This window comes from Bradyrhizobium sp. CCBAU 45384 (genome assembly GCF_028128665.1).
GTDB lineage: Bacteria > Pseudomonadota > Alphaproteobacteria > Rhizobiales > Xanthobacteraceae > Bradyrhizobium > Bradyrhizobium manausense.
Window position 1 is genome coordinate 119,307 of sequence record NZ_LBIZ01000008.1, and the last position, 22,784, is coordinate 142,090.

The following is a 22,784-nucleotide window of genomic DNA, read 5'->3' on the forward strand; positions in this document are numbered from 1 at the left end:
GCGGCTTTTGAACCTTCCTGGCCGATCCAGGTACCAAGATCAGGCACTGGACTCTTCTGCCAGCGTCCCGCCGATGGACTTGAGGTGATGATGACCACGCCCCTGCGGGACCGCGCCACACGGCTGATCCTCGCCTTCGCCTTGGCGTCGATGATCGTCCTGCCGCGCGCAGCGCTCGCCGATAGCCAGCTCGACAAGATGCGCGCCAAGCTCGCGGCCTTCGTCGTCGACAAGATGGAAAAGCTGGGCGGGTCTCGGATCATCTACAAGGTGGACGGCGACGCCCTGCGCGAGAGCGTTGTCACCGATCTGCGCGACGACGTCTACAAGGCCTTGCACGACGGCCATATCGCCTTCTCCAATCTCGCGATCCGTGACGGTGGCGTCGATGTGAAGATCGCCGACGCCATGGCACGCGACCAGCTTGCGCGCAAGCTCGCCGCTGCCGCGGACGGACTGCCGTCGCATGCCATTTCCGTGACCGACGGTGGCGACGGAGCGGTCCGGCTCGCGCCGACCGATGCCGCATCCGCGGCACGGCTGCATGAGCTCGTCGAAGATTCCATCGCCATGATCGAGCAGCGTCTCAAGGACGCCGGCATCAAGCTTGTCAGCGCCGTCCCTGACGGGACTGACCGCATTCGCATCTTCCTGCCCGGCGTCACCGATCCCGAGCCCATCACCGCGATCTTCGCCCGGAGGGTCAAGGTCAGCCTCCGCCAGGTCGATGTATCGATGCCTCCGGAGCAGGCGCAATCCGGCAAGCCGCCCGAGGGCACGGAGGTCTTGCTCGGGTTCAAGGACAAGCGGCCCTATTTGGTCGCCAAGGAAAGCACGCTCGACGGCGAGGACATCAGCGATGCCGCGCCAAGCTTCGCCCCCGGGACGAAGGATCCGGTTGTCTCCTTCCGCTTCAACGGACGCGGCACGCGGCGTTTTGCCCATCTCACGGAAGAGAATATCGGCAAGCCCATCGCCATCGCGCTTGACGACACGGTGATCTCCGCCCCCGTGATCCGCGAGCCCATCACCGGCGGCTCGGTTCAGATCTCGGGCAATTTCACCCTGGAGGAGGCCAACAGCGTCGCCATGCAGCTGCGTGCCGGCTCGCTGCCCGGGCACCTGACCCTCGTCGAGCAGCAGGTCGTCCAGCCTGGCGTCAAGCCGTAGGCCCACCTTCTGTCCTTTTTGGCGCCCAGCGCCACTTCCGGACGCTGAAGTCCACCGGGGCCGTCCCCGAATCACGGGGGCGGCCGGACCATGCGCGCAACGAACGGGCAATTGCCGAAACGACGGTTCGGGCTAAAATTTGCCTGTTGCGGAACGGCGACCGAAGGTTTCATTCAAGCGGTCGTCGTTCCATTTCGGCTATAGGTGTCGAGCCTACCGCCCAGGACTGAAGGCCTTACGCAGGGATAGTACCATGCCGTCCGGCAGCGCAGACGTCTCCTCGATCCTTGACCGCATTCTCGATGCGGCCACGGACAATCTCAGGATCGCGAAGATCCTGGTCCAGATGGGCCTTGACCCCAACAACGTCACCTGGGACGCGATCTTCAACCGGCTGCTCGAGATCTTCGTCCACAACATCACGCTGGCCAATCTATTTGCGACGATCGGCGCCGGCTTCTTCGTCGCCACCCTCCTGATGCGGACGATGGTGCCCTTGCGCGTCGCCAACATGATCGGCTGCGCCTTCTTCGCCATTTTCGGCGCGCTCTCCGCCAATGTCTCGACGTTCCTGCTCTATCTCCTGATGCTTCCGATCAACGCCCTCCGGCTTCGTCAGATGCTCAAGCTGGTCAAGAAAGCGCGGCACGCCGCCGAAGGCGACATGTCGATCGAGTGGCTCAAGCCATTCATGACCGAGCGCAAATATCGCCGCGGCGACACCCTGTTCAAGCTCGGCGATCCGGCCCAGGAGATGCTCCTCACCGTGACCGGCAAGTTCCTGGTCAAGGAGATCGGCGTCGAGATCGGGCCCGGCGCGCTGATGGGAGAGCTCGGCTTCCTCACGCCCGACAACCGCCGCACCGGAACGATCGAATGCATCGAAGACGGCCAGGTGCTCACGATCACCTATGACCGCCTGCTCGAGATCTACTTCCAGGATCCGCAGTTCGGTTATTATTTCCTGGTGCTGACCAGCCAGCGCCTGCTGCAGAACATCGATCGCCTGCAGAAGCAGCTGGCCGCAGCGCGGACGGCGACCACGAACAAGATCGCCTGATCGTCCGCTCAGCTGAGCAGCAGCGCCATGCCGGGATCGCCCTTCTCCATCGCCCGACGATAGGCCGGACGCGCACTGACGCGGCCGAGATATTTGACCACGTTCGGACAACGCTGGAGATCATAGGGCTGGAAATAACGCATCGTGGTGAGCGTGAAGACCGTCATGATATCGGCCGTGGTGAAGTTGCTGCCTGCCAGATATTCGGCTTCGCGCACGCGCGCGTCGACAAGGTCGAAGGCACGGTCGACACGCGCCCTGATCGCGACCAGCATCGGATTGTCGTCAGTGAGCTTGAGCCGGTTCAGCAGCATCAGCCGGCCCATGCCGGCCTGCAAGGTGCCGTTGGCAAAGTGAAACCAGTACAGGAACTGCGCGAAGTCGGGATCATCGGCGCGGAGCACGAGGCGGCCGTTGCCATATTTGGCGATGATGTAGTCGACGACGGCGCCGGATTCGGCCAGCACCAGATCGCCGTCGGTGATCACGGGCGCAGCGCCAATCGGATGCAGCGCCTTGTAGTCGGGCGGCGCCAGCATGGTGACGGAATCGCGCGCATAGCACTTCAGCTCATATGGGATCGCGAGCTCCTCGCAGAGCCAGACGATGCGTTCGGATTGCGATTTGCCGAGGTGGTGGACGGTGAGCATAACGTCTCCTGAGGAGATGAAGCAAAACTGGCGCCACATCCTACCCTGTCATTGCGAGCGCAGCGAAGCAATCCAGACTGCCGCCGCCGTGGCTGACGCGGGCTGCGATCTTCTGCCAGCGCAAGGACTCGGCCGGCAGCGCCGGGGTCGCGTTGGTGATGCGCCAGGCCAATCGCAACACTGTGAGCAGCAGGATCACGTAGCCGATATCGGCGTGGATCGAGCGGTAGAAGAACTTGTCGGCGCGCGCCGGGATGTGATTCATCCACCAGCCGAAGCCGATCATGCCGATGATCGCCAGCGCCAGGCCCCAGTGAAACCACCGGGCGACGCTCCCCCAGCCATTCCCAGTGTTTCTGATCATGTCGGCTCCCGAAAACTTACGGGTATCCCAATCGCAGCGCAGCACGGCTGATAGCGGGTACGGGCGGCAGAGGTGAAATTGAATCGTTCCAAACTGGGCGCCGGCCGCCCCCGCCGCAAAACCGCCCCAAAAACCGAATGGTAACCATGGGGTCTTAAGGTAGCGACGTGACCAATTCCCCGACGATCCTGGTATTCGATTCCGGTCTTGGCGGCCTCACCGTGTTGCGTGAGGTCGTGGCGGCGCGCCCGGATGCGCATTATACCTACGTCGCCGACGACGCCTTCTTCCCCTATGGCCATCACAGCGAGGACGAGATCATCGCCCGCGTCGTGCCGCTGATGGGGGAGCTGATTGACACGCACAAGCCCGACCTGGTGGTGATCGCATGCAACACCATGTCCGTTTCAGTCATGAGCCATTTGCGCGCCGCTTATCGCGTGCCGTTCGTCGGCACAGTGCCGGCGATCAAGCCGGCCTGCGCGCAGTCGAAGACCCGCCGCGTCTCCGTGCTCGGTACGAAAGCGACCGTCAAACGCGAGTACACCCAAGCGCTGATCCGGGATCACAGCCAAGGCTGCGAGGTGACGCTGGTCGGTTCGCCCGAACTCGCCACGCTCGCCGAGGCTGCGCTCAGCGGCACCACAGTCGACGACAGCGACATTTTCGCTGAGCTGAAACCTTGCTTCGTCGGAAACTCCGAGGATGCGACTGCGCGCACCGACACGATCGTGCTGGCCTGCACTCATTATCCGCTGCTGCTCGACCGGATGGAGCGGCTGGCGCCCTGGCCGGTCCAATGGATTGATCCGGCGCCTGCGATCGCCCGCCGCGTTTCCGACCTTCTCGGCCCGTACGGCTGCGGCATCGCGCAGACGGGCGCTGAGATGATTTTCACCTCGAACCGCGCGCATGGCCTTTCCGCCACGCTGACACCGTTCTTCGGCGGGCGCGCGGTCGCCTGACTTTGCGCGCCGGCGGCGTGCTGCTAGGCTTCGCGCATCGTTACCCACGCGCAGGTCTTCACATGTCGGTCCCCGCAAAGCCGCTCAATCGCCTTCGCCAGATGTGGAGCGAAGGCCGCCCCGCCTTCGGCGCGATCGCAACGATCCCGAGCGTGCAGATGGTGCAGATCATGGCGCGCTCGCTCGACTGGATCATCGTGGATCTCGAGCACGGCCCGATCGGCCTCACCGAAGCGCATGCCATGATCGCCGCGACGACGGGAACGCCGTGCACGCCGCTGGTGCGGATCGCCGCGAACGAGCCGTGGCTTGCCAAAGCACCGATGGATATCGGCGCCTTCGGTATCAATTTCCCGATGATCACCAATCGCGACGAGGCCGAGAAAGCGGTGCGCAGCGTGCGCTATCCGCCGCGCGGCGACCGGCTCTGGGGGCCGTTCCACGCGCCGTTCCGCTGGGGCCAGTCAATGCCTGACTACATGGCCTCAGCCGATGACGAGATGATCTGCATGATCACCATCGAACATGTCGATGCCGTCAACCGCATCGACGAGATCATGGCGACACCAGGCATCGATGTCGCGGTGATCGGCCCCGGCGATCTTGCCACGTCCATCAACAAGCGTGGTCAGATGGACGATCCGGAATTGCTGGCGCTGATCGCGCGGGCCGAGGCCGGCATCCTCAAAAGCGGCGTGCCGATCGGCGGCGTGGCGCGCACCGCCGACCAGGCCAACCAGCTCATTGACCGCGGCTACCGCGCCATCGCACTCGGCTTCGACTGGTCGCTGTTCCAGCGCGGCATCATCGCGGCGTTCGACGGGATCAGGCGCTGAACCGCCTGCCGCTTGCCGGAGCCCGGGGTGGGCCGTGCCAGACGGAACAATGCTCAAGAAATGCTCGTTCTCGCCTTCAGCCGTCGCGGCGTGCTAGAGCAGGCGGCGAGCGGCGCCCCCTCGCCGCCAGTCCCCTGTGAGTCCGCGGGAACCGAAGGAACGATGCGCGGTCAACCCAAGAACATTTCCCTGCCGCGTCGCCTGATCGTCGACCTGATGCACGCCTCGAGGGGCGTGCCGTTCGTGTCGCTCTCCCGCTCGCTCAATATCCGCCCCCTGCAGGAGGCCCGCGCGGGCGCGAGGGCGCCGGCCGGCTGGGCGGCCATGTTCGTCAAGGCGTTTGCCCTGGTGGCAAGGGATGAGCCGGTGCTGCGCACCGTCTACGCCAAATGGCCCTGGCCGACGCTCTATGAGCTCCCCAATAGCGTGGCGTCGGTGGCGATCGCCCGGCTCGAGAATGGCGAGGAATGCGTCATGCCGCAGCGGATCGCTGCGCCAGAGGTGATGACCCTGGTCGCGATCGATACCGAGATCCGGCGCGCCAAGACGGCCCCGGTCGCTGATATCCCCATGTTCCGTAAGGTCATGCGGGTCACCCGGCTACCGCTGCCGCTGCGGCGCCTGTTCTGGGCGGTGGGCCTGAATTTCGGCCGGCAGCGCGGCAATTGGTTCGGCAGCTTCGCGGTAAGCTCGGTGGCCGCCTATGGCGGCGGCGAGCTTCATCCCATCACACCCGGCCCGTTCATCGTCAGCTACGGCCTTGTCGAGCCGGACCAGACCATCCATGTCGTAATCCGCTGGGACCACCGGGTGACGGACGCTGCCCCTATCGCCCGGGTCCTGACCCGGCTGGAACAGGTCCTGAACACTGAAATTGCTGCGGAATTGCGCGCGGCGGGCACCAAGCCGATCCGGGCGGTTGGGACGTGATCGTAGCGGTCATCCCGGGGCGGTGCGCAGCACCGAACCCGGGATCTCGAGATTCCGGGTTCACCCTGCGGGTGCCCCGGAATGACCGGCTAAAGAATTGACAGCGAACCCCAAACTCCCCTAAAAGCCGCCTGCTCGCGGGCCGGTTTCGGCCCGCGAAGCGTTTCGCGACCCGTGGTTTGGTCCCTTAAGCTTTGGGGATCGGACCTGTCGGTGCCGGGAATCATCCCGGCACACAGGAGGGCGCGTTTCCTCAAACCATGCAACCGAAGAGGACGCGATGACTAAGCGCAGTGAGGCGAAGTACAAGATCGATCGCCGTATGGGCCAGAACATCTGGGGCCGCCCGAAGAGCCCCGTGAACCGCCGCGAGTACGGTCCCGGCCAGCACGGCCAGCGCCGCAAGGGCAAGCTCTCGGACTTCGGCGTGCAGCTGCGCGCCAAGCAGAAGCTGAAGGGCTACTACGCCAACATCTCCGAGCGCCAGTTCCACGGCATCTATGTCGAGGCCAGCCGCCTCAAGGGCGACACCGGCGAGAACCTGATCGGCCTGCTGGAGCGTCGTCTCGACGCGGTCGTGTATCGCGCCAAGTTCGTCTCGACGATCTTCGCCGCGCGCCAGTTCATCAACCACGGCCACATCAAGGTGAACGGCCGCAAGGTCAACATCTCGAGCTATCAGGTCAAGGTCGGCGACGTCGTCGAGGTCAAGGAAGCCTCCAAGCAGCTCGCCCACGTTCTCGAAGCCAGCCAGCTCCCCGAGCGCGACACCCCCGACTATCTCGAAGTCGACCACGGCAAGATGACCGCAAAGTACGTGCGCATCCCCGCCCTCTCCGACGTGCCGTTCCCGGTGCAGATGGAGCCCCATCTGGTCGTCGAATTCTATTCGCGCTAAGATTTGAATGTCGAAAGGCCCCGGTTCGCCGGGGCCTTTTTGCTTAAGAGCCACATTTCAGTGGCCGCATCGCTTGAGGAGCCGTCGCATGCTCTACACCCCTCCCCCCGTCGATCCCAAGGCGCCGCCGGTGCGCATCAATCTGCTCTCGGATACGCAAACCAGGCCGACGGCTGCGATGCGCGAGGCGATGGCGCGGGCCGAAGTCGGCGACGAGCAGGTCGGCGACGATCCGACCGTGAATGCGCTGTGCGAGCGCGTCGCCGCGCTGATGGGTAAGGAAGCGGCGGTCTACATGCCGTCAGGGACGATGTGCAACGTCACCGCGACGCTGGTGCATTGCCGGCCCGGCGACGAGATCCTGGCGCATGAGACCGCGCACATCATCGCCCGCGAAGGCGGCGCGCATGCCGCGATCGGCGGCTTCCAGGTCACGCAGCTCAAGGGCCCCGACGGCCAGTTCACGCCGGAGACGCTCCGCAAGGCCCTGCATCCGCGCACGCGCTACCAGCCGACGCAGCGGGTCGTCAGCGTCGAGCAGACCGCCAATATCGGCGGCGGCACGATCTGGAAGAAGGCCGCGCTCGACGAGATCGTCGCGATCGCCAAACAGCACGGCCTTGTGACGCATATGGACGGCGCGCGCCTGCTGAACGCGACAGTGGCAAGCGGCATCTCGCCGCGCGACATGACCGCGGGCTGGGATTCGGCCTGGATCGATTTCTCCAAGGGCCTCGGCGCACCGATCGGCGGCGTGCTCGCCGGCACCCGCGAATTCATCGACGCGGTCTGGCAGTGGAAGCAGCGCCTTGGCGGCTCGATGCGGCAGGCCGGAATCTGCGCGGCCGCCTGTATCTACGCGCTCGACCATCACGTCGAGCGCCTCGCCGACGACCATGCCAATGCGCGCGCGCTCGCGCGCGGCCTGTCGCAGATCGCCGGCATCGAGGTCCAGGAGCCCGAGACCAACCTCGTGTTCTTCAAGCCCGACGGCGCCGGCATCCCCGGCGACAAGATGGTCGCGGCCCTCAGGCAGCGCGGCGTGACGCTCGCGATGATGGACGGCCGCATCCGCGCCTGCACCCATCTCGACGTCGACGCGGCGAAGATCGAGGAAGCCATCGGCTACGTGCGCGAGATCGTGCGCGCGGCGTGAGGCCTGGCCCCGCAGCCCGGATCGAGCGCAGCGAAATCCGGGACAGTGTTTCATCAGAGAGCGAGCGCCGCCAGGAGCGCGGCGCGCGAACATTTCAGTTCTCCATGGCCTCATAGACCAAAAGCTTCAATGTCCGTTGGATGCGCTGGCGCTCGGTCGGGGTCTGCTCCAGCAGCACAAAGAACATGTCCTGCTTGCGATCGACCACCAAATAGCAACCGCTGGCGCCGTCCCACTTCAACTCGCCAAGATCGCCGGGCGGCGGCGGCTTGGCATTACCGGGATCGGTGCGCACGGCAAACCCAAGTCCCATGCCAAAACCGTCACCGGGAAAATAGAAGTAGTCCCGCTCAACGCCGGAGTCCTTGCCGGCATGGTCCGATGCCATCAGCTCGAACGTCTTCGGGCTGAGATAGGTCTTGCCCTCGAACGTTCCTCCATCGACCAGCATCTGCGCAAAGCGCGAAAAGTCCGCCAGGGTCGAGACCATGCCGCCGCTGGCGGATTCCCACTTCTGGCGAACCTCAGTCCTGTACTCGCGGCCGACCCGGAAATTGCTGTCGTTCGGCAGCGGCTGGGCGAGCCGTTTCAGCCTCTCCGGTTCGGTGACGAAGAAGCCTGTATCGGTCATACCGAGCGGATCGAGCAGCTTTTCCTTCTCGAGTTCGAACAATGTCTTTCCGGACACGATCTCCATGATCCGCGCCAGAATGTCGGTGGAATGGCCGTACTGCCAGAGCGCGCCAGGTTGATTGTGCAGCGGCAGCTTGGCGATCCGCTCGGCAAACTCGGCGAGATCGAATTCGCCCGCGTAGATGTTGGCGTCGCGATAGGCCTTGCGAACCAGACTGTCGCCATAGAAGCCGTAAGTGATCCCGGAGGTATGGCGCATCAGGTCGAGAATGGTAATGGGCCGGACCAGTGGTACCAGCTCGAGCGTCTTGGTGCCGTCTTCGGCCTTCTTCTCCTCACCGACCTTCACATTTGCAAAGGAGGGAATGTATTTCGAGACGGGATCGTCGAGCTTGATCTTTCCGTCCTGGATCAATTGCATCGCCACAACGGAGGTGATCACCTTGGTTAGCGACGACAGGCGGAAGATCGTCTTGTCGGTGATCGGCGCCTTGCTGACCACGTCCTGCACGCCGAAGGCTTCGTGATAGACGGGCTTGCCGTGCTGCTGGATCAGCACGGTCGCGCCGGCGATCTTGCCGGTCGCGACCTCGTTCTTGAAGAACTCGCTGACCTTGGCGAGCTTGTCCTGATTGAAATGTGCGCCGGCCGGAATCTCGTAGGTGCCCTCCGCGCGCGCCGACATCGTCCCAAACGAGACAAGCGCACCGCAGGCCAATGCAAATCGTCCAAAACGTGAAATCATATCCCCTCCCGGAACATGGCTGGCGGAGTGTACTGACCCAATTGTCAGGCACAAGGGCTGCCGTGCCGGGCCAGAACGTCCGCATGCAGGGCGGCGCTTGCCTCCGAGAAGCAGCAAAATATGACGTGGCCGACCGAGGGGGAGGCCGGCAGGGCTCCAATGGTCGTTTCGATCGCAATCTTCGCGGCCCGGCCGGCAGGAAAGCGGTAAATGCCGGTCGAAATCGCGGGGAAGGCCGCCGACGACAACTTGTGCTTGCCGCACAGTTCCATTGAGCGGCGGTAGCAGGAGGCGAGCAGATCGTCCTCACCCAGCGTACCACCGTTCCAGACCGGTCCCACGGTGTGGATCACGTGCGCGGCCTTGAGCTGGTAGCCTTTGGTGATCTTCGCATCGCCCGTCTTGCAGCCGTGGAGCATGCGGCATTCGGCCACCAGCTCCGGGCCGGCCGCGCGATGAATCGCACCATCGACGCCGCCTCCACCAAGAAGAGACGAGTTGGCGGCGTTGACGATGGCGTCAACGCCGAGGGTCGTAATGTCGGCGACGATGATTTCGAGCTGGACGTCGCCGATCCGGCGCCTCAGCACTGTCACGGATCAGGCCGCGACGACGACGCCCTTCTCGGAGAAGAGCTGCTGCAATTCGCCGGCCTGGAACATCTCACGCACGATATCGCAGCCGCCGATGAACTCGCCCTTCACATAGAGCTGCGGGATCGTCGGCCAGTTCGAATATTCCTTGATGCCGTTACGCAGCTCGGCGGATTCGAGCACGTTGAGGCCCTTATAACCGACGCCGATGTGGTCGAGGATCTGCACGACCTGGCCGGAGAAACCGCACTGCGGAAATTGCGGCGTCCCCTTCATGAACAGAACCACGTCGTTCGACTTCACTTCGTTGTCGATGAATTCCGCGATGCTCATATCCGTGTCCTTCTGGGGCAGAGCCCTCAATTATCAATCCGGGCCGGCTCAGCCGAGTTAACCCGATACCTGCCTATATATGTAGCCCAAACCGTTGTGCATCCAAAGTAAAATGGCAAAGAGCAGTCCCTGGACGTCAGGCCAGGGCGGCCCCGGCGCCATTGCATGATGACACGAATATCATCGCCGGGGAGGACTTTCATACCGTAACGGAGCCCCTATCTAGGACGAACCTTGGTTTTGGAACCTGGGTTCGCCAACAACGTTCTTTTGTCCTGTCTGGAGAAAAACGTGACGAAACAAGCCTCCGCTACGGCCGATCAGCCGCTTTCGTCACCCCCGGCCACCCCTGATGGCCTCGCGCAGGCGCTGGAGAGCGCGTTTCTGGCCGTTCGTGCCGAGACTGAGCGGCGCGCCGCGCCGCTCTCACCCGAGGACCAGCAGATCCAATCCATGCCGGACGCGAGCCCGGCGAAATGGCATCGGGCCCATACGACCTGGTTCTGGGAGCAGTTTCTGCTCGGCGAGCACGCGCCCGGGTACCGCCCCTTCCATCCCGACTTCGCCTTCCTGTTCAATTCCTATTACGTCAGCGCCGGCCCGCGCCACGCCCGCAATCATCGCGGCGACATCACGCGGCCCAGCGCCACCGAGGTCGGTGCCTATCGCAGCTATGTCGATGCCGCGATCGTCCAATTCTTCCGCAAGGCCGGCGAGGACAAGCTCCGCAAGATCGCGCCCCTGGTCGAAGTCGGGCTGAACCATGAGCAACAACATCAGGAGTTGATGTACACCGACATCCTGCACGCCTTCGCGCAGAACCCGGTCTATCCGGCTTACGACAAGGACTGGCGATTTCCGGCCGGGACGCGCGCTGGCGAGGACTGGCTGACGCTCACCGAAGGCATCCACACCGTCGGCCATGTCGACGACAGCTTTCATTTCGACAACGAGAAGCCGGCGCATCGCGCGCTGGTCGGCCCGGTCAAGATCGCCCGCAATCTCGTCACCAACCGCGAATGGCTAGCCTTCATGCGCGACGGCGGCTACCGGCGTGCGACGCTGTGGCTGATGGACGGCTTCGCCGCGGCCAGCAAGGAAGACTGGCAGGCTCCAGGCCATTGGCGTGAGATCGACGGGCAGTGGCATGTGATGACGCTTGCCGGCGTCAAGCCGGTCGATCCGGACGCGGCGGTCTGCCACATCAGCTATTACGAGGCCGATGCGTTTGCGCGCTGGGCCGGAAAGCATCTGCCGACCGAGATGGAATGGGAGGTCGCGGCGCGCGCGGGGCAGCTCAACGATGCCTTCGGCATCGTCTGGCAATGGACGCGGTCGTCGTATTCGCCCTACCCCGGCTACCGCGCCGTAGAAGGCGCGCTCGGCGAGTACAACGGCAAGTTCATGGTCAACCAGCTGGTCCTGCGCGGCTCCTCGCTGGCGACACCTGACGGTCACAGCCGCGTCACATACCGCAACTTCTTCTATCCGCACCACCGCTGGCAATTCACGGGGTTGCGGCTCGCCGACTACGACTAGTTCTCATCCGACGACGAATACGCGCCGGACAGCGCGTTCAGGAGAGTATCATGAATGTGCACGCCAGCGCTTTGGCCGAAGCCCATCTCCCCGACGAGCAGACGACCGCATTCGCCCGCGAGGCGATCGAGCAGCTCTCGCAGCAGCCGAAAAAACTGTCGCCGAAATATTTCTATGACGCGACCGGATCTGAGCTGTTTGAGGCGATCACGCGTCTGCCGGAATATTATCCGACGCGCACCGAGCTATCGATCCTGAAGGAGCGCGGCAGCGAGATCGCGAAGATCATCCCCGAGAATGCCGCCCTGGTCGAGTTCGGCGCAGGCTCCACCACAAAGGTCCGCCTGCTGCTGAACCAGGCCAAATTCGCCGCCTATGTTCCGGTCGACATCTCCGGCGATTTCCTGCAGGCGCAGGCCAATGGCCTGAAGCGCGACTTTCCCTCGCTCGGCATCTATCCGGTGGCCGCCGACTTCACCACGCCGTTCGAGCTGCCGAAGGCGGTCGCATCAATGCCGAAGGTCGGCTTCTTCCCGGGCTCGACCATCGGCAATTTCGAGCCGCATGAAGCCCAGGCGTTCCTGAGGAGCGCCCGCCAGATTCTTGGCCAGGGCGCGCAGATGATCATCGGCGCCGACCTGGAGAAAGAGGAGCGCCTGCTTCACGCCGCCTACAATGATGCGGCCGGCATCACCGCGCGGTTCAATCTCAACGTGCTGGTGCGGATCAATCGTGAGCTCGGCGGCAATTTCGACCTCTCGGCGTTCACCCATGGCGCGATCTACAATCACGACCGGCACCGCATCGAGATGCATCTGATCAGCAAGAAGAGCCAGACCGTGCGCCTGCTCGGCACCAGCTTCTCGTTCCGGCCCGGCGAGAGCATTCACACCGAGAACAGCTACAAATACAGCCTGGAGCGCTTCGCCGCGCTGGCGCGAGGCGCCGGCTGGCGCGTGCGCGAGAGCTGGACCGATGCGGCGAAGATGTTCTCGGTGCACGCGCTGGAGGTCGCGGAGTAAAAGCTGCGGCGCCTCAACGCTCCTCGGCCTCTTCCACCTTCGCCCCGAGCGACACCGATTCCCACACCGCGACCACGATCATGATCACGCTGGTCGCGACCGACAGCCAGAGCGGCGACAGGTCCGCCGCGAACCACCACAGCGCCAGCAGCAGGATGATGCCGACACCGTGGGAGAGCTGGAGGAAGCCGCGGATCGAGTGCTTGAACAGAATGGTGCCGACCAGAAACACCAGGGGACCGCCGATCGTGCTGACGATGGTGCGGACATCGGGATGCCCGGCGGGGTGCTTCAGCACCAGCTCGTCCGAGACGGCGGTGAGGATGATGCCGGCGACGATCGGCATGTGCAGATAGGTGTAGGCAAGCCGCGCCACCCGGCCGGATTCGGCCGCTTTCGAGATCACCTCGGAGCCGGCTTCGGCGCCCTTGTGGAAATAGATCCACCACATCGCGATGCTCCCGACCAGGCACGTGACGAAAGCCAGGATATTGTCCGCGCTCCAAGTCAGCTCGGCGAAGGCCGCGCCATTGACGACGACGGCCTCGCCGAGTGCGATGATGATGAAGCCGGCACAGCGCTCGGCCATGTGGCCGCCCTCGACGGCCCAGGCCTCGACCGACGAGAAGCCGAGCTTGGGGACCCAGAAGCGGACCGCGGGCGAGACGTACTCGATTCCGAGCGCCACGATCCAGAACCACAGCCTCTCCTCGCCATGGGCAAGACCGCCCAGGATCCAGAACACCGCAGAGCCGCAGAGCCAGACCAGAATGCGGATCGCATTGTGCCGCACGGCGGTGCGATGGCGAGGAGTCGCAAACAGCCAGAACGCGGTACGTCCAACCTGCATGGCCGCATAGGCGATGGCAAACCACAGGCCGCGGCCATCGAAGGCGGTCGGGATCGTGGTCGACAGCACGAGGCCGCCCAGCATCATCAGGAAGATCAGGATGCGGACCGGCGTCAGGTCGGGGTTGAGCCAGTTGGTGACCCAGGCCGTGTAGACCCACACCCACCACACCGCCAGGAACAGCAGCGTGACCTCGACCGCGCCAAGCGGCGTGAAGTGGTTCAGCAGCGTGTGCGAAACCTGCGTGACGGCGAAGACAAAAACCAGGTCGAAGAACAGCTCGGCATTGGTGACACGGCTCGGCTGGTTCGGCACGATGACGCGAAACATCACGCCGCGCGGATTGTCCGCAGCCATCAGCATCCCCGTTGCGCGATCAGGTCAGGTGCAGTCTATTCAAGCACTTGGTACGCCGGTTTGCAGCGCCAGCGCATGCAGCACGCCGCCCATCTGGCCCTGCAGGGACCGATAGACGATCTGGTGCTGCTGGACGCGGGACTTGCCGCGGAAGGATTCCGAGATCACGGTCGCGGCATAGTGGTCGCCATCACCGGCGAGGTCACGGATGGTCACCTCGGCATCGGGGATCGCTGCCTTGATCATCGCCTCGATATCGTGGGCGTCCATGGGCATTCGGGTCTTGCTCCTTATGTCGGCTTACAGCGTGACGGCTTGCAGCCTTGGCGTCGAATCATTTGCCGGGGTCCGGATCCGTAAAGCCGAACTTGCCGGCAGGACCAAACTTAGCGTGAACGGCCTTCTACGTCACGCTTTCCAGCACTATATCCCTCATCCCATCAGGATAAAGGCACGACAAAGTGCCGCGCGCGGCAGATTGATCGAAAAGGCGTGAAATCATGAAGCTTCCAGGCCCCGACCACCCCATCACCATCACCCAAAATCCCCGCCGCGTCCGCGTGACGGCGGGCGACATCGTGATCGCGGAGAGCACCAAGGCACTGACGCTGAAGGAGGCCAGATATCCGGCAGTGCAGTATCTGCCGCGCGAAGATGCCAATATGGCGCTGCTGGAGCGCTCCGAGCGCACCACCCATTGCCCTTACAAGGGTGACGCCAGCTATTACAGCATCAAGGCCGACGGCAAGACGCTCGACAACGCCATCTGGACCTACGAGACGCCCTTCCCCGCGATGGCGGAGATTACGGGCCATCTCGCTTTCTATCCGGACAAGGTGAAGATCGAGGAAGTGGGGTAGTTGTTTGGTGCCGTCATTCCGGGGCGCGTCCTAGACGCGAACCCGGAATCTCGAGATTCCGGGTTCGATGCTTTGCATCGCCCCGGAACGACTCCTGTCGCTACGCCCTGAACACCGTAAGCCCGAGTATCAGCAGCACCAGGAAGATCACGACGAAGACGTAGAATAGGAAGCGGGCGATGTCGGCCGAGGCGGCAGAGATGCCGGTGAAGCCGAGCACACCGGCTACAATCGAGATCAGCAGGAATATCAGGGCCCATTTCAGGATCGTCATCGCCAGCTCCGCAACATTGGTGACCGCAATCGGTGGCCGCTCACCGTTTCGGGAACGCTAACTGCGTTGCGCGGAACTGGTTCCTAAGGCACGATGGAAGAATGTCGCGGCGCAAACTGCGCTTGCTGAATCGGGGTCCCGGCGCTAGGTCCGGCCGGGACGGAAACGCGACTGGGGCTGCCATGATGACCATGTCAACTTCTGCGACGATTGGCGCGGAAACGTATGCCGAGCCGAAGGCCAAGACGCGGAATTTATCGCTCGATCGCGCTCGCACCTTTCTGACGCTGGTGGTGCTGCTGCACCATGCCGTTATCCCCTACACCTATTTCGGTCATACCGACCCGAAGTTCTTCTTCGGCTTCGACATGGTCGTGCTGGCAACCGACAGCTTCTTCATGGCGATGTTCTTCTTCCTGTCGGGCCTGTTCGCCTGGTCGGGAATCGCTCGCAAGGGGCCGGCGAGCTATCTCGCCGACCGTATTCGTCGGCTCGGCATCCCGTTCGTGATCTGCGCATTCACGGTCATTCCGATCGCCTACTACGCGATCTCGCTGCGCAATAATCCGGAGATCGGATTTTCAGAGTTCTGGTGGACCACGATCACCAAAGGCCCGTGGCCATCAGGGCCGATCTGGTTTCTCTGGGTCTTGTTCGCCTTCGATCTGATCGCATGCCTGCTCTACAGTCTGCGGCCCAACCTGCTCGACCCGATCAATCGCCTGTCGGTGCGCGGACGGCGGCGACCCGCGGAATTCTTCGCGGTCATGCTGGCCGTGAGCGCCGCGTTCTACGTCCCCGGGCTGATGTATTTCGGACCCAGCAGCTGGTTCGAGTTCGGGCCGTTTTCGGTCCAGCACGGGCGCGTGATGCTCTATGCGACCTACTTCTTTTTCGGCGCCGGCATCGGCGTTGCCAATATGGATCGCGGGCTGCTCTCGGCCGAGGGCCGGATGGCGAAAGTAAGCTGGGAGTGGCTGGTCCTGGCCATCGTTCCGTATTGCCTGCTCTGGACGCTGATCTTCATCAAGCGAGAGATCCTCGGGAATCCGTCACCGCTGCCGAACTGGTATGAAGGACTTTACGCGGCCAACGTCACCGTCTTCAGCGTGGCCATCATGTTTCTGATCCTGGCCTTCTTCCAGCGGTTCAAACAATCCGGTTCGGCCAGGCTGCTCGATCCGATGCAGCGGGACGCCTTTGGCATGTTTTTGGTGCACTACCCGATCGCGCTTTGGCTGCAATACTGGCTGTTCGACTATGACCTGCCAGCGATCGTCAAGGCGATGGTGGGATTCGTGCTGACAGTCGCGTTCAGTTGGGCGCTGACGCGCGCCTTGCGCCAAATCCCCGGGGCATCGAAGGTGCTGTGACCTTGTAGCCCGGATGGAGCGCAGCGCAATCCGGGTCTTGCCACAAACGACGATGGTCCCGGATTACGCTGCGCTCCATCCGGGCTACGAGTCTGATACTGTGGTGGCGGTTTCAGGCCGCCTTCCCGCCCATATACTCCGGCAGCCAGCGCTCGAACGAGGCGCGCAGCGCATCGATCGTGACAGGCGTCTCTCCCGAGATCGCGATCGCATCGCCGCCGGTGGTGCCGATACGCACGCAAGGCACCTCGCAGCCGCGCATCTTGGCGAGCACGCGGCCGGCTTCGGTTTCCGGCACGGTGACGAGATAGCGCGCCTGGTCCTCGCCGAACCAATAGGCCTGCGAGACCAGCGAGGTCGGCGCTGCCAGCAGCTTTGCGCCGATGCCGCCCGCCATCGCCATTTCGGCCAGCGCAATCAGGAGCCCACCGTCGGAGAGGTCGTGCACCGCGGTCGCGGTGCCCGCATGGATCATGCCGCGCACGCAGTCGCCGTTGCGCTTCTCGGCAGCAAGGTCGACCGGCGGCGGCGCGCCCTCCTCGCGACCGCAGATGTCGCGCAAATAAACGGATTGGCCGAGCCAGCCATGGGTCTCGCCGACCAGCAGGATCGCCTCGCCCTCGGCCTTGAACGCCAGCGAGGCCGATTTGGTGAAATCGTCGAGCAGGCCGACGCCGCCGATCGAGGGCGTCGGCAGGATCGCGCGGCCATTGGTCTCGTTGTAGAGCGAGACGTTGCCCGAGACGACCGGGAAATCGAGCGTGCGGCAGGCTTCCGAGATGCCCTTCAGGCAGCCGACGAACTGCCCCATGATTTCGGGTCGCTCAGGATTGCCGAAGTTGAGATTGTCGGTGATCGCGAGCGGCTTGCCGCCGACCGCGGTGATGTTGCGCCAGGCTTCCGCCACCGCCTGCTTGCCGCCTTCGAACGGGTCGGCCTCGCAATAGCGCGGCGTGACGTCGACGGTCAGCGCCAGCCCCTTCGGCCCGTCCTGCACGCGCACGACGGCGGCATCGCCGCCGGGACGCTGCATGGTGTTGCCGAGAATGACGTGGTCGTACTGCTCCCAGACCCAGCGCTTGCTGCACATGTCCGGTGTGCCGATCAGCTTCTCCAGGGCGGCACCAAGCGCCATCGGCGCCGGCACCTCGCGCGCATGCACGACCGGCAGCGCCGCGGACGGCACATGCGGCCGGTCATAGACCGGCGCTTCGTCGCCGAGCTCCTTGATCGGCAGATCGGCCATGACGTCACCGCCATGCTTGACCACGAAGCGCTTGCTCGGCGTGGTGTAGCCGACCACCGCGAAGTCGAGGCCCCACTTTTTGAAGATCGCCTCGGCTTCCTTTTCCTTCTCGGGCTTGAGCACCATGAGCATGCGCTCCTGGCTTTCCGAGAGCATCATCTCGTAGGCGCTCATGCCGGTCTCGCGGGTCGGCACCGCGTCGAGATCGAGGTCGACGCCGAGGTCGCCCTTGGCGCCCATTTCCACTGCCGAGCAGGTCAGGCCCGCGGCGCCCATGTCCTGGATCGCGATGACGCAGCCCTTCTCCATGATCTCGAGGCAGGCTTCCAGCAGCAGCTTCTCGGCGAAGGGATCGCCGACCTGCACGGTCGGGCGCTTCTCCTCGGACTTGTCGTCGAATTCGGCCGAGGCCATCGAGGCGCCGTGGATGCCGTCGCGGCCGGTCTTGGAGCCGAGATAGACGATCGGCATGTTCACGCCGGAGGCCGCCGCATAGAAGATCTTGTCGGCGTCGGCGAGGCCCACGGCCATGGCGTTGACGAGGATGTTGCCGTCATAGCGGGTGTGGAAGCGGACCTGGCCGCCGACGGTCGGCACGCCGAAGGAATTGCCGTAGCCGCCGACACCGGCGACCACGCCGGAGACGAGATGCCGGGTCCTGGCGTGCTCGGGCGCACCGAAGCTCAGCGCATTGAGGCAGGCGATCGGGCGCGCGCCCATCGTGAAGACGTCGCGCAGGATGCCGCCGACGCCGGTGGTCGCGCCCTGGTACGGCTCGATATAGCTCGGGTGGTTGTGGCTCTCCATCTTGAAGACCACGGCCTGGCCGTCGCCGATGTCGATCACGCCGGCATTCTCGCCGGGGCCCTGGATCACCCAGGGCGCCTTGGTCGGCAGGCCGCGCAGATGGATGCGCGAGGATTTGTAGGAGCAGTGCTCGTTCCACATCGCCGAGAAGATGCCGAGCTCGGTGAAGGTCGGCTCCCGTCCGATCAGCTTCAGGATGCGCTCATACTCGTCGGGCTTGAGCCCGTGGGCGGCAACCAGTTCGGGGGTGATCTTGGGTTCGTTCTTCATGGCTTCAGGAGCTTTCGGCGGCGGTTTGGCCGTTCTTAGGAAGATCGGACGGCTTCGAAAAGCCCTTTATGGCGCATTTTCCCGCTGTCCCACGTTTTGCGCCGGGGGCTCCACGGGAACAACAATTGTACGGCGTGGACGGATCGGATTTAAGGGCTCAAGACCCGCAATTGAAGGCCCATTTCCTTGCACGAATTGACCAAAACGCCCCCGCCCCACCGTCCCGACCTCCATGTCGCGACCGAGGGCGAATTCGCGGGCTGGCAGACCTGGATCCGCGACAGCTTTGAGAATCATATCGGCCCCTTCTGGCACCGCTTCGAGGCGGACGGCCGGGTCCGCTGCGCCTTCCGGGTCGAGAAAAAGCACCTCAACGGCTCCCAGAACGTCCATGGCGGCTGCTTCATGGCGTTCGCCGACTACTGCCTGTTCGCGATCGGCCGCCACGCCCTTCAAGGCAAGGGCGTGACCGTCAATTTCGCCTGCGAATTCCTCGATGCCGGCCATGAGGGCGAGCTGATCGAGTGCACCGGCGAGGTCACCCGTGCCGGCGGCTCGCTGATCTTTCTGCGCGGGGGGATGATGTCAGGGGAACGCCTCCTGTTCACCTTCTCCGGCACGATCAAGCGGGTGAAGCGGAAGCCGGCAGCGCCGCGGTGACCGTGCCGGCGCAACGGCAACTGCGCTCGCGCGGACTGCTATTGCTTGGCGTCGTCCGCCAGCATCTTGCGGTACTTCTCGACGTCGCGCGTCACGAGCTTCTGAAGCATCTCGGGGGTGTGCTCGTCGGAGTCAGGTGCGACGGTCGAGAGGTCCGCAAAGCGCTTCTTCACCGCCTCGGTTTCCACCGCGGTGCGCGCCGCCGCATTCAACTTGGCGATGATATCAGGCGGCGTGCCCTTGGGCGCGAACAGGCCGTTCCAGCCCTGCGCCTCGAATTCGGGCAGGCCCGCTTCAGTTGACGTCGGCAGATCGGGCAGCGTGGCAAGCCGCACCGTCGAGCCGACCACGAGCCCCTTCACCAGCTTCTCGTTGATCGACTGCGACACCGAGGCGGCCGCATCGCAGACCCCGTCGATCTGGCTGCCGATCGCGTCCGTCAGCGCAGGCGAAGCGCCGCGATAGCCGACCAGCGTCGCGTCGATCCCCGCCGCCGTGACAAAACTCTTGCAGATGAGGTAGTTCGACGAACCGACCCCGGCATGGCCGAGATTGATCTTGCCCGGATTGGCCTTGGCGTAGGCGATGAACTCCTTCAAATCCTTCGCAGGGAAATCCTTGCGCAGTGCGATGATGCCGAAGGTCTTGGCCACCATCGCGATCGGCGCGAACGACTCGGGTGTGAACGGCAGCTTGGGATAGATCGTGTAGGTCGCAGCATTCGTGCCGGCATTGCCGATGGCAATGGTGTAGCCGTCAGGCTCGGCGCGGGAGGCGCGGGCCAGCGCGGTCGAGCCACCGGCGCCCGCGACATTCTCGATCACGATGGACTGGCCGAGCGCCACGCTCATCTGCTCGGCGACGGTGCGCGCGATCACGTCCGACGTGCCGCCGGCCGCGAACGGCACGATCATGGTGATCGGACGCTTCGGAAAATCCTGCGCGAATGCCGCAGGCGTGAGCGCGAGCGCCGTGATCGCGGCGAGCGCACGCTTCACCATCACAGCGATCACGCGGCCTTTTCCAGATGCGCCGTGAGGCCTGCAAACAGCCCGCGGCCGTCGGTGCAGCCCATGATGTCTTCGACGTGGTTTTCGGGATGCGGCATCATGCCGAGCACGTTGCCCTTGTCGTTGAGAAGGCCGGCAATGGAATGCGCCGCACCGTTGATGTTGTTGGCCTCGTCGACCACGCCATCAGCCGAGCAGTAACGATAGAGCACGCGCCCCTCGCCCTCGATGCGCTTGATGGTCTCTTCATCCGCCTCGTAATTGCCCTCGCCATGGGCGACCGGCACGCGGATGACCTGGCCGGCATTGTAGCCGCGCGTAAACGGCGTGTCGGAACGCTCGACGCGCAGATGCACGTCCTTGCAGATGAATTTCAGCCGCGCATTGCGCATCAGCACGCCCGGCAGCAGGCCGGACTCGCAGAGGATCTGAAAGCCGTTGCAGACGCCGAGCACGAGGCCGCCCTTGGCCGCATAGTCGCGCACCGCATCCATCACCGGCGCCCGCGCCGCGATCGCGCCACAGCGCAAGTAATCGCCGTAGGAGAAGCCGCCCGGCACGACGACGAGGTCGGTGCCCGCAGGCAGCGAGGTCTCGGCATGCCACACCATCGCCGGCTCGTGGCCCGAGATCAGCCTCAACGCCCGCGCCATGTCGCGCTCGCGGTTGATGCCGGGGAAGACGAGGATGGCGGCTTTCATGCTTCGGGTTCCGACGATGGCTGGAATCGGTGGCCTGGCGGCCAATTCGTCAGGAGACATAGCCATTTGACGGGAATTTTACCAGTGCTAGCCTTGCGCAATGGCCTTGTACACAGGCCATAGCCAGGGCGGGTGAGCCCAACGGTTTTGCCCGGGATTGATGCCATGAATGTCCCGTCACGGCCCACCTCTCCTGCCGAACCAGTGCCCACCGAGGGTGTCGTCGCTGCCGGCGCCTATGTAGACGGCAGGCGCGTCGCCAATATCGCCATCGAGGAGGCCGCAAGCTGGCGGGCCAAGCCGGGCCACGTGGTCTGGATCGGATTGCACGAGCCCGACATGGCGCTGCTTGCCGCCGTGCAGAAGCAGTTCGACCTGCACGAGCTCGCCATCGAGGACGCCAACCACGCCCATCAGCGGCCGAAGATCGAGCAATATGGCGAGGCCCTGTTCATCGTCGCGCGCACAGCGCAACTGATCGAGGGCCGGATCGCCTTCGGCGAGACCCACATCTTCGTCGGCGAAGGCTATCTCGTCTCGGTGCGTCATGGCCCTTCGACGTCATACACACCGGTGCGCGAGCGCTGCGAAAGCTGTCCGCGGGCGCTCGCCCGCGGCGAGGATTACATCCTCTATGCGATCCTCGATTTCATCGTCGACAATTACTCGCCCGTGCTCGAGAGCATTCACGACGAGGTCGAGGGCATCGAGGAAGACGTGCTCTCCAAGCCGATCACCAAGGCGCAGATCGAGCGCCTGTACATGCTGCGCCGCGACCTCTTGCGGCTGCGCAACGCGATCGGGCCTTTGGTCGAAGTCTGCCGCCGGCTGGAGCATGACGAGCTGTCGATGGTGCGGCAGGCCATGCAGCCGCTGTTCCGCGACGTCACCGACCACGTCCGTAATATCCAGGAGCGCATCGATTCCATGCGCGAGGTGCTGGCCTTCGCGTTCGAGGCGAGCCTTCTGGTCGGCCAGGCGCAGGAGACGGCGGTGTCGAAGAAGCTCGCCTCATGGCTTGCGATCCTCGCCGTCCCCACTGCCGTCGCCGGCATCTACGGGATGAACTTCAAATACATCCCCGAGCTGCAATGGGAGTACAGCTACTTCGTCGTCATGGGGCTGATGGCGCTGGCCTGCGCCGGCCTGTACTGGCGCTTCCGCCGCGTCGGCTGGCTGTGATGCGAGCAGCTTCGTAGCCCGGATGGAGCCATCCGGGCTACGGCCGCACCTAAACTCAGACGATCTCGACGCGATAGTTCTCGATAACGGTATTCGCCAGCAGCTTGTCGGCGGCGTCCTTCAGCGCTGCTTGGGCCTTGGCCTTGTCGGCGCCGGCGAGCTCGATGTCGAACACCTTGCCCTGGCGGACGCTGGCGACGCCGTCGATGCCGAGCGACTTCAGCGCGCCTTCGATGGCCTTGCCCTGCGGATCGAGGATGCCCGTCTTCAGGGTAACGGTAACACGTGCCTTCACGTCGA

At 64.0% G+C, this 22,784-nt stretch carries 24 protein-coding genes and 1 pseudogene; 13 read left to right on the plus strand and 12 right to left on the minus strand.

From position 1 onward, the window contains the following. Positions 1-90 precede the first annotated feature (90 nt). Entirely contained in the window at positions 91-1,170 is a 1,080-nt protein-coding gene (locus tag XH80_RS01705; RefSeq protein WP_271597070.1) for a SecDF P1 head subdomain-containing protein, read from the plus strand. Between the two features lie 253 nt (positions 1,171-1,423). Further along, positions 1,424-2,230, plus strand: a complete 807-nt coding sequence (locus XH80_RS01710; RefSeq protein ID WP_057748943.1) for a Crp/Fnr family transcriptional regulator — start codon at positions 1,424-1,426, stop codon at positions 2,228-2,230. 8 nt (positions 2,231-2,238) lie between these two features. On the opposite strand, the gene XH80_RS01715 is transcribed toward XH80_RS01710, so the two are convergent. Together XH80_RS01715 and XH80_RS01720 are read right to left on the minus strand one after the other, a co-directional pair. Next, positions 2,239-2,880, minus strand: coding sequence for a glutathione S-transferase family protein (locus XH80_RS01715; RefSeq protein ID WP_271597071.1), 642 nt, complete (start codon positions 2,878-2,880; stop codon positions 2,239-2,241). Between the two features lie 85 nt (positions 2,881-2,965). Further along, positions 2,966-3,244 (minus strand): annotated as a pseudogene (locus XH80_RS01720) (cytochrome b); the annotation flags it as partial. 167 nt (positions 3,245-3,411) lie between these two features. Here XH80_RS01720 and murI point away from each other — a divergent pair. The 5 genes from murI (at position 3,412) to XH80_RS01745 (ending at position 8,029) form a co-directional block, all read left to right on the plus strand. Then, positions 3,412-4,209, plus strand: a complete 798-nt coding sequence (murI, locus tag XH80_RS01725) for a glutamate racemase (RefSeq protein WP_271597072.1) — start codon at positions 3,412-3,414, stop codon at positions 4,207-4,209. A 62-nt stretch (positions 4,210-4,271) separates the two neighbouring features. After that, complete coding sequence (locus XH80_RS01730) at positions 4,272-5,045, plus strand: HpcH/HpaI aldolase family protein (RefSeq protein ID WP_271597073.1); 774 nt, start codon at positions 4,272-4,274, stop codon at positions 5,043-5,045. Positions 5,046-5,207: 162 nt separating this feature from the next. Continuing rightward, positions 5,208-5,975 (plus strand): acyltransferase, encoded by a 768-nt coding sequence (locus XH80_RS01735; RefSeq protein WP_271597127.1) that lies wholly within the window; start codon positions 5,208-5,210, stop codon positions 5,973-5,975. A gap of 280 nt (positions 5,976-6,255) precedes the next feature. After that, positions 6,256-6,873 (plus strand): 30S ribosomal protein S4, encoded by a 618-nt coding sequence (rpsD, locus tag XH80_RS01740; protein ID WP_057747316.1) that lies wholly within the window; start codon positions 6,256-6,258, stop codon positions 6,871-6,873. Positions 6,874-6,961: 88 nt separating this feature from the next. Further along, positions 6,962-8,029 (plus strand): threonine aldolase family protein, encoded by a 1,068-nt coding sequence (locus XH80_RS01745; protein ID WP_271597074.1) that lies wholly within the window; start codon positions 6,962-6,964, stop codon positions 8,027-8,029. Positions 8,030-8,123: 94 nt separating this feature from the next. Here the strand turns inward: XH80_RS01745 and XH80_RS01750 are convergent, their stop codons facing one another. From XH80_RS01750 to grxD, 3 genes are read right to left on the minus strand one after another with little or no spacing between them, the layout of a single operon-like run. Then, positions 8,124-9,407: a serine hydrolase domain-containing protein gene (locus XH80_RS01750; RefSeq protein ID WP_271597075.1), complete on the minus strand. Its 1,284-nt coding sequence runs from the start codon at positions 9,405-9,407 to the stop codon at positions 8,124-8,126. Between the two features lie 44 nt (positions 9,408-9,451). After that, complete coding sequence (locus XH80_RS01755) at positions 9,452-10,003, minus strand: O-acetyl-ADP-ribose deacetylase (protein WP_271597076.1); 552 nt, start codon at positions 10,001-10,003, stop codon at positions 9,452-9,454. Positions 10,004-10,006: 3 nt separating this feature from the next. Continuing rightward, on the minus strand, positions 10,007-10,333 hold the full coding sequence (gene grxD / locus XH80_RS01760) for a Grx4 family monothiol glutaredoxin (RefSeq protein ID WP_018647423.1): 327 nt from the start codon (positions 10,331-10,333) through the stop codon (positions 10,007-10,009). A gap of 240 nt (positions 10,334-10,573) precedes the next feature. Between grxD and egtB the strand changes: the two genes are divergently transcribed. Beyond that, entirely contained in the window at positions 10,574-11,872 is a 1,299-nt protein-coding gene (gene egtB, locus XH80_RS01765) for an ergothioneine biosynthesis protein EgtB (protein WP_271597128.1), read from the plus strand. 50 nt (positions 11,873-11,922) lie between these two features. Beyond that, on the plus strand, positions 11,923-12,894 hold the full coding sequence (egtD, locus tag XH80_RS01770; RefSeq protein WP_057747321.1) for an L-histidine N(alpha)-methyltransferase: 972 nt from the start codon (positions 11,923-11,925) through the stop codon (positions 12,892-12,894). A gap of 13 nt (positions 12,895-12,907) precedes the next feature. Here the strand turns inward: egtD and XH80_RS01775 are convergent, their stop codons facing one another. Next, positions 12,908-14,101, minus strand: coding sequence for a low temperature requirement protein A (locus tag XH80_RS01775; protein WP_271597077.1), 1,194 nt, complete (start codon positions 14,099-14,101; stop codon positions 12,908-12,910). Positions 14,102-14,140: 39 nt separating this feature from the next. Beyond that, complete coding sequence (locus XH80_RS01780; protein ID WP_057747323.1) at positions 14,141-14,377, minus strand: BolA/IbaG family iron-sulfur metabolism protein; 237 nt, start codon at positions 14,375-14,377, stop codon at positions 14,141-14,143. A 224-nt stretch (positions 14,378-14,601) separates the two neighbouring features. Here XH80_RS01780 and XH80_RS01785 point away from each other — a divergent pair, with 224 nt between their 5' ends. Beyond that, positions 14,602-14,961: a DUF427 domain-containing protein gene (locus XH80_RS01785; protein ID WP_057747324.1), complete on the plus strand. Its 360-nt coding sequence runs from the start codon at positions 14,602-14,604 to the stop codon at positions 14,959-14,961. A 100-nt stretch (positions 14,962-15,061) separates the two neighbouring features. Here the strand turns inward: XH80_RS01785 and XH80_RS01790 are convergent, their stop codons facing one another. Next, on the minus strand, positions 15,062-15,235 hold the full coding sequence (locus XH80_RS01790) for a DUF1328 domain-containing protein (RefSeq protein ID WP_083514194.1): 174 nt from the start codon (positions 15,233-15,235) through the stop codon (positions 15,062-15,064). Between the two features lie 182 nt (positions 15,236-15,417). Between XH80_RS01790 and XH80_RS01795 the strand changes: the two genes are divergently transcribed. Further along, on the plus strand, positions 15,418-16,608 hold the full coding sequence (locus XH80_RS01795; RefSeq protein ID WP_271597078.1) for an acyltransferase family protein: 1,191 nt from the start codon (positions 15,418-15,420) through the stop codon (positions 16,606-16,608). Positions 16,609-16,720: 112 nt separating this feature from the next. Here the strand turns inward: XH80_RS01795 and purL are convergent, their stop codons facing one another. Next, the gene (purL, locus tag XH80_RS01800) at positions 16,721-18,931 is read right to left on the minus strand and encodes a phosphoribosylformylglycinamidine synthase subunit PurL (RefSeq protein WP_220002955.1); all 2,211 of its coding nucleotides are present in this window, start codon (positions 18,929-18,931) and stop codon (positions 16,721-16,723) included. 186 nt (positions 18,932-19,117) lie between these two features. On the opposite strand from purL, the gene XH80_RS01805 reads away from it, so the two are divergent. After that, entirely contained in the window at positions 19,118-19,591 is a 474-nt protein-coding gene (locus XH80_RS01805) for a PaaI family thioesterase (protein ID WP_271597079.1), read from the plus strand. Positions 19,592-19,629: 38 nt separating this feature from the next. On the opposite strand, the gene XH80_RS01810 is transcribed toward XH80_RS01805, so the two are convergent. Continuing rightward, positions 19,630-20,592 carry a tripartite tricarboxylate transporter substrate binding protein BugD gene (locus tag XH80_RS01810; RefSeq protein WP_442869094.1) on the minus strand — a complete coding sequence of 321 codons (963 nt, stop codon included), beginning with the start codon at positions 20,590-20,592 and terminating at the stop codon, positions 19,630-19,632. Between the two features lie 8 nt (positions 20,593-20,600). Further along, entirely contained in the window at positions 20,601-21,302 is a 702-nt protein-coding gene (purQ, locus tag XH80_RS01815) for a phosphoribosylformylglycinamidine synthase subunit PurQ (RefSeq protein ID WP_057747329.1), read from the minus strand. Between the two features lie 165 nt (positions 21,303-21,467). On the opposite strand from purQ, the gene XH80_RS01820 reads away from it, so the two are divergent. Then, positions 21,468-22,484, plus strand: a complete 1,017-nt coding sequence (locus tag XH80_RS01820) for a magnesium and cobalt transport protein CorA (protein WP_271597081.1) — start codon at positions 21,468-21,470, stop codon at positions 22,482-22,484. Between the two features lie 55 nt (positions 22,485-22,539). Here the strand turns inward: XH80_RS01820 and purS are convergent, their stop codons facing one another. Next, entirely contained in the window at positions 22,540-22,779 is a 240-nt protein-coding gene (gene purS, locus XH80_RS01825) for a phosphoribosylformylglycinamidine synthase subunit PurS (RefSeq protein ID WP_057747331.1), read from the minus strand. Positions 22,780-22,784 lie beyond the last annotated feature (5 nt).

Coding starts and splice junctions, on each gene's coding strand:
- XH80_RS01745 (WP_271597074.1), top strand. CDS start 6,962: ATGCTCTACACCCCTCCCCCCGTCGATCCCAAGGCGCCGCCGGTGCGC.
- XH80_RS01705 (WP_271597070.1), top strand. CDS start 91: ATGACCACGCCCCTGCGGGACCGCGCCACACGGCTGATCCTCGCCTTC.
- XH80_RS01715 (WP_271597071.1), bottom strand. CDS start 2,880: ATGCTCACCGTCCACCACCTCGGCAAATCGCAATCCGAACGCATCGTC.
- XH80_RS01820 (WP_271597081.1), top strand. CDS start 21,468: ATGAATGTCCCGTCACGGCCCACCTCTCCTGCCGAACCAGTGCCCACC.
- XH80_RS01750 (WP_271597075.1), bottom strand. CDS start 9,407: ATGATTTCACGTTTTGGACGATTTGCATTGGCCTGCGGTGCGCTTGTC.
- grxD (WP_018647423.1), bottom strand. CDS start 10,333: ATGAGCATCGCGGAATTCATCGACAACGAAGTGAAGTCGAACGACGTG.
- egtD (WP_057747321.1), top strand. CDS start 11,923: ATGAATGTGCACGCCAGCGCTTTGGCCGAAGCCCATCTCCCCGACGAG.
- XH80_RS01780 (WP_057747323.1), bottom strand. CDS start 14,377: ATGCCCATGGACGCCCACGATATCGAGGCGATGATCAAGGCAGCGATC.
- XH80_RS01785 (WP_057747324.1), top strand. CDS start 14,602: ATGAAGCTTCCAGGCCCCGACCACCCCATCACCATCACCCAAAATCCC.
- XH80_RS01790 (WP_083514194.1), bottom strand. CDS start 15,235: ATGACGATCCTGAAATGGGCCCTGATATTCCTGCTGATCTCGATTGTA.
- XH80_RS01810 (WP_442869094.1), bottom strand. CDS start 20,592: ATGGTGAAGCGTGCGCTCGCCGCGATCACGGCGCTCGCGCTCACGCCT.
- XH80_RS01710 (WP_057748943.1), top strand. CDS start 1,424: ATGCCGTCCGGCAGCGCAGACGTCTCCTCGATCCTTGACCGCATTCTC.
- XH80_RS01795 (WP_271597078.1), top strand. CDS start 15,418: ATGATGACCATGTCAACTTCTGCGACGATTGGCGCGGAAACGTATGCC.
- XH80_RS01735 (WP_271597127.1), top strand. CDS start 5,208: ATGCGCGGTCAACCCAAGAACATTTCCCTGCCGCGTCGCCTGATCGTC.
- rpsD (WP_057747316.1), top strand. CDS start 6,256: ATGACTAAGCGCAGTGAGGCGAAGTACAAGATCGATCGCCGTATGGGC.
- XH80_RS01775 (WP_271597077.1), bottom strand. CDS start 14,101: ATGGCTGCGGACAATCCGCGCGGCGTGATGTTTCGCGTCATCGTGCCG.
- purQ (WP_057747329.1), bottom strand. CDS start 21,302: ATGAAAGCCGCCATCCTCGTCTTCCCCGGCATCAACCGCGAGCGCGAC.
- purL (WP_220002955.1), bottom strand. CDS start 18,931: ATGAAGAACGAACCCAAGATCACCCCCGAACTGGTTGCCGCCCACGGG.
- XH80_RS01730 (WP_271597073.1), top strand. CDS start 4,272: ATGTCGGTCCCCGCAAAGCCGCTCAATCGCCTTCGCCAGATGTGGAGC.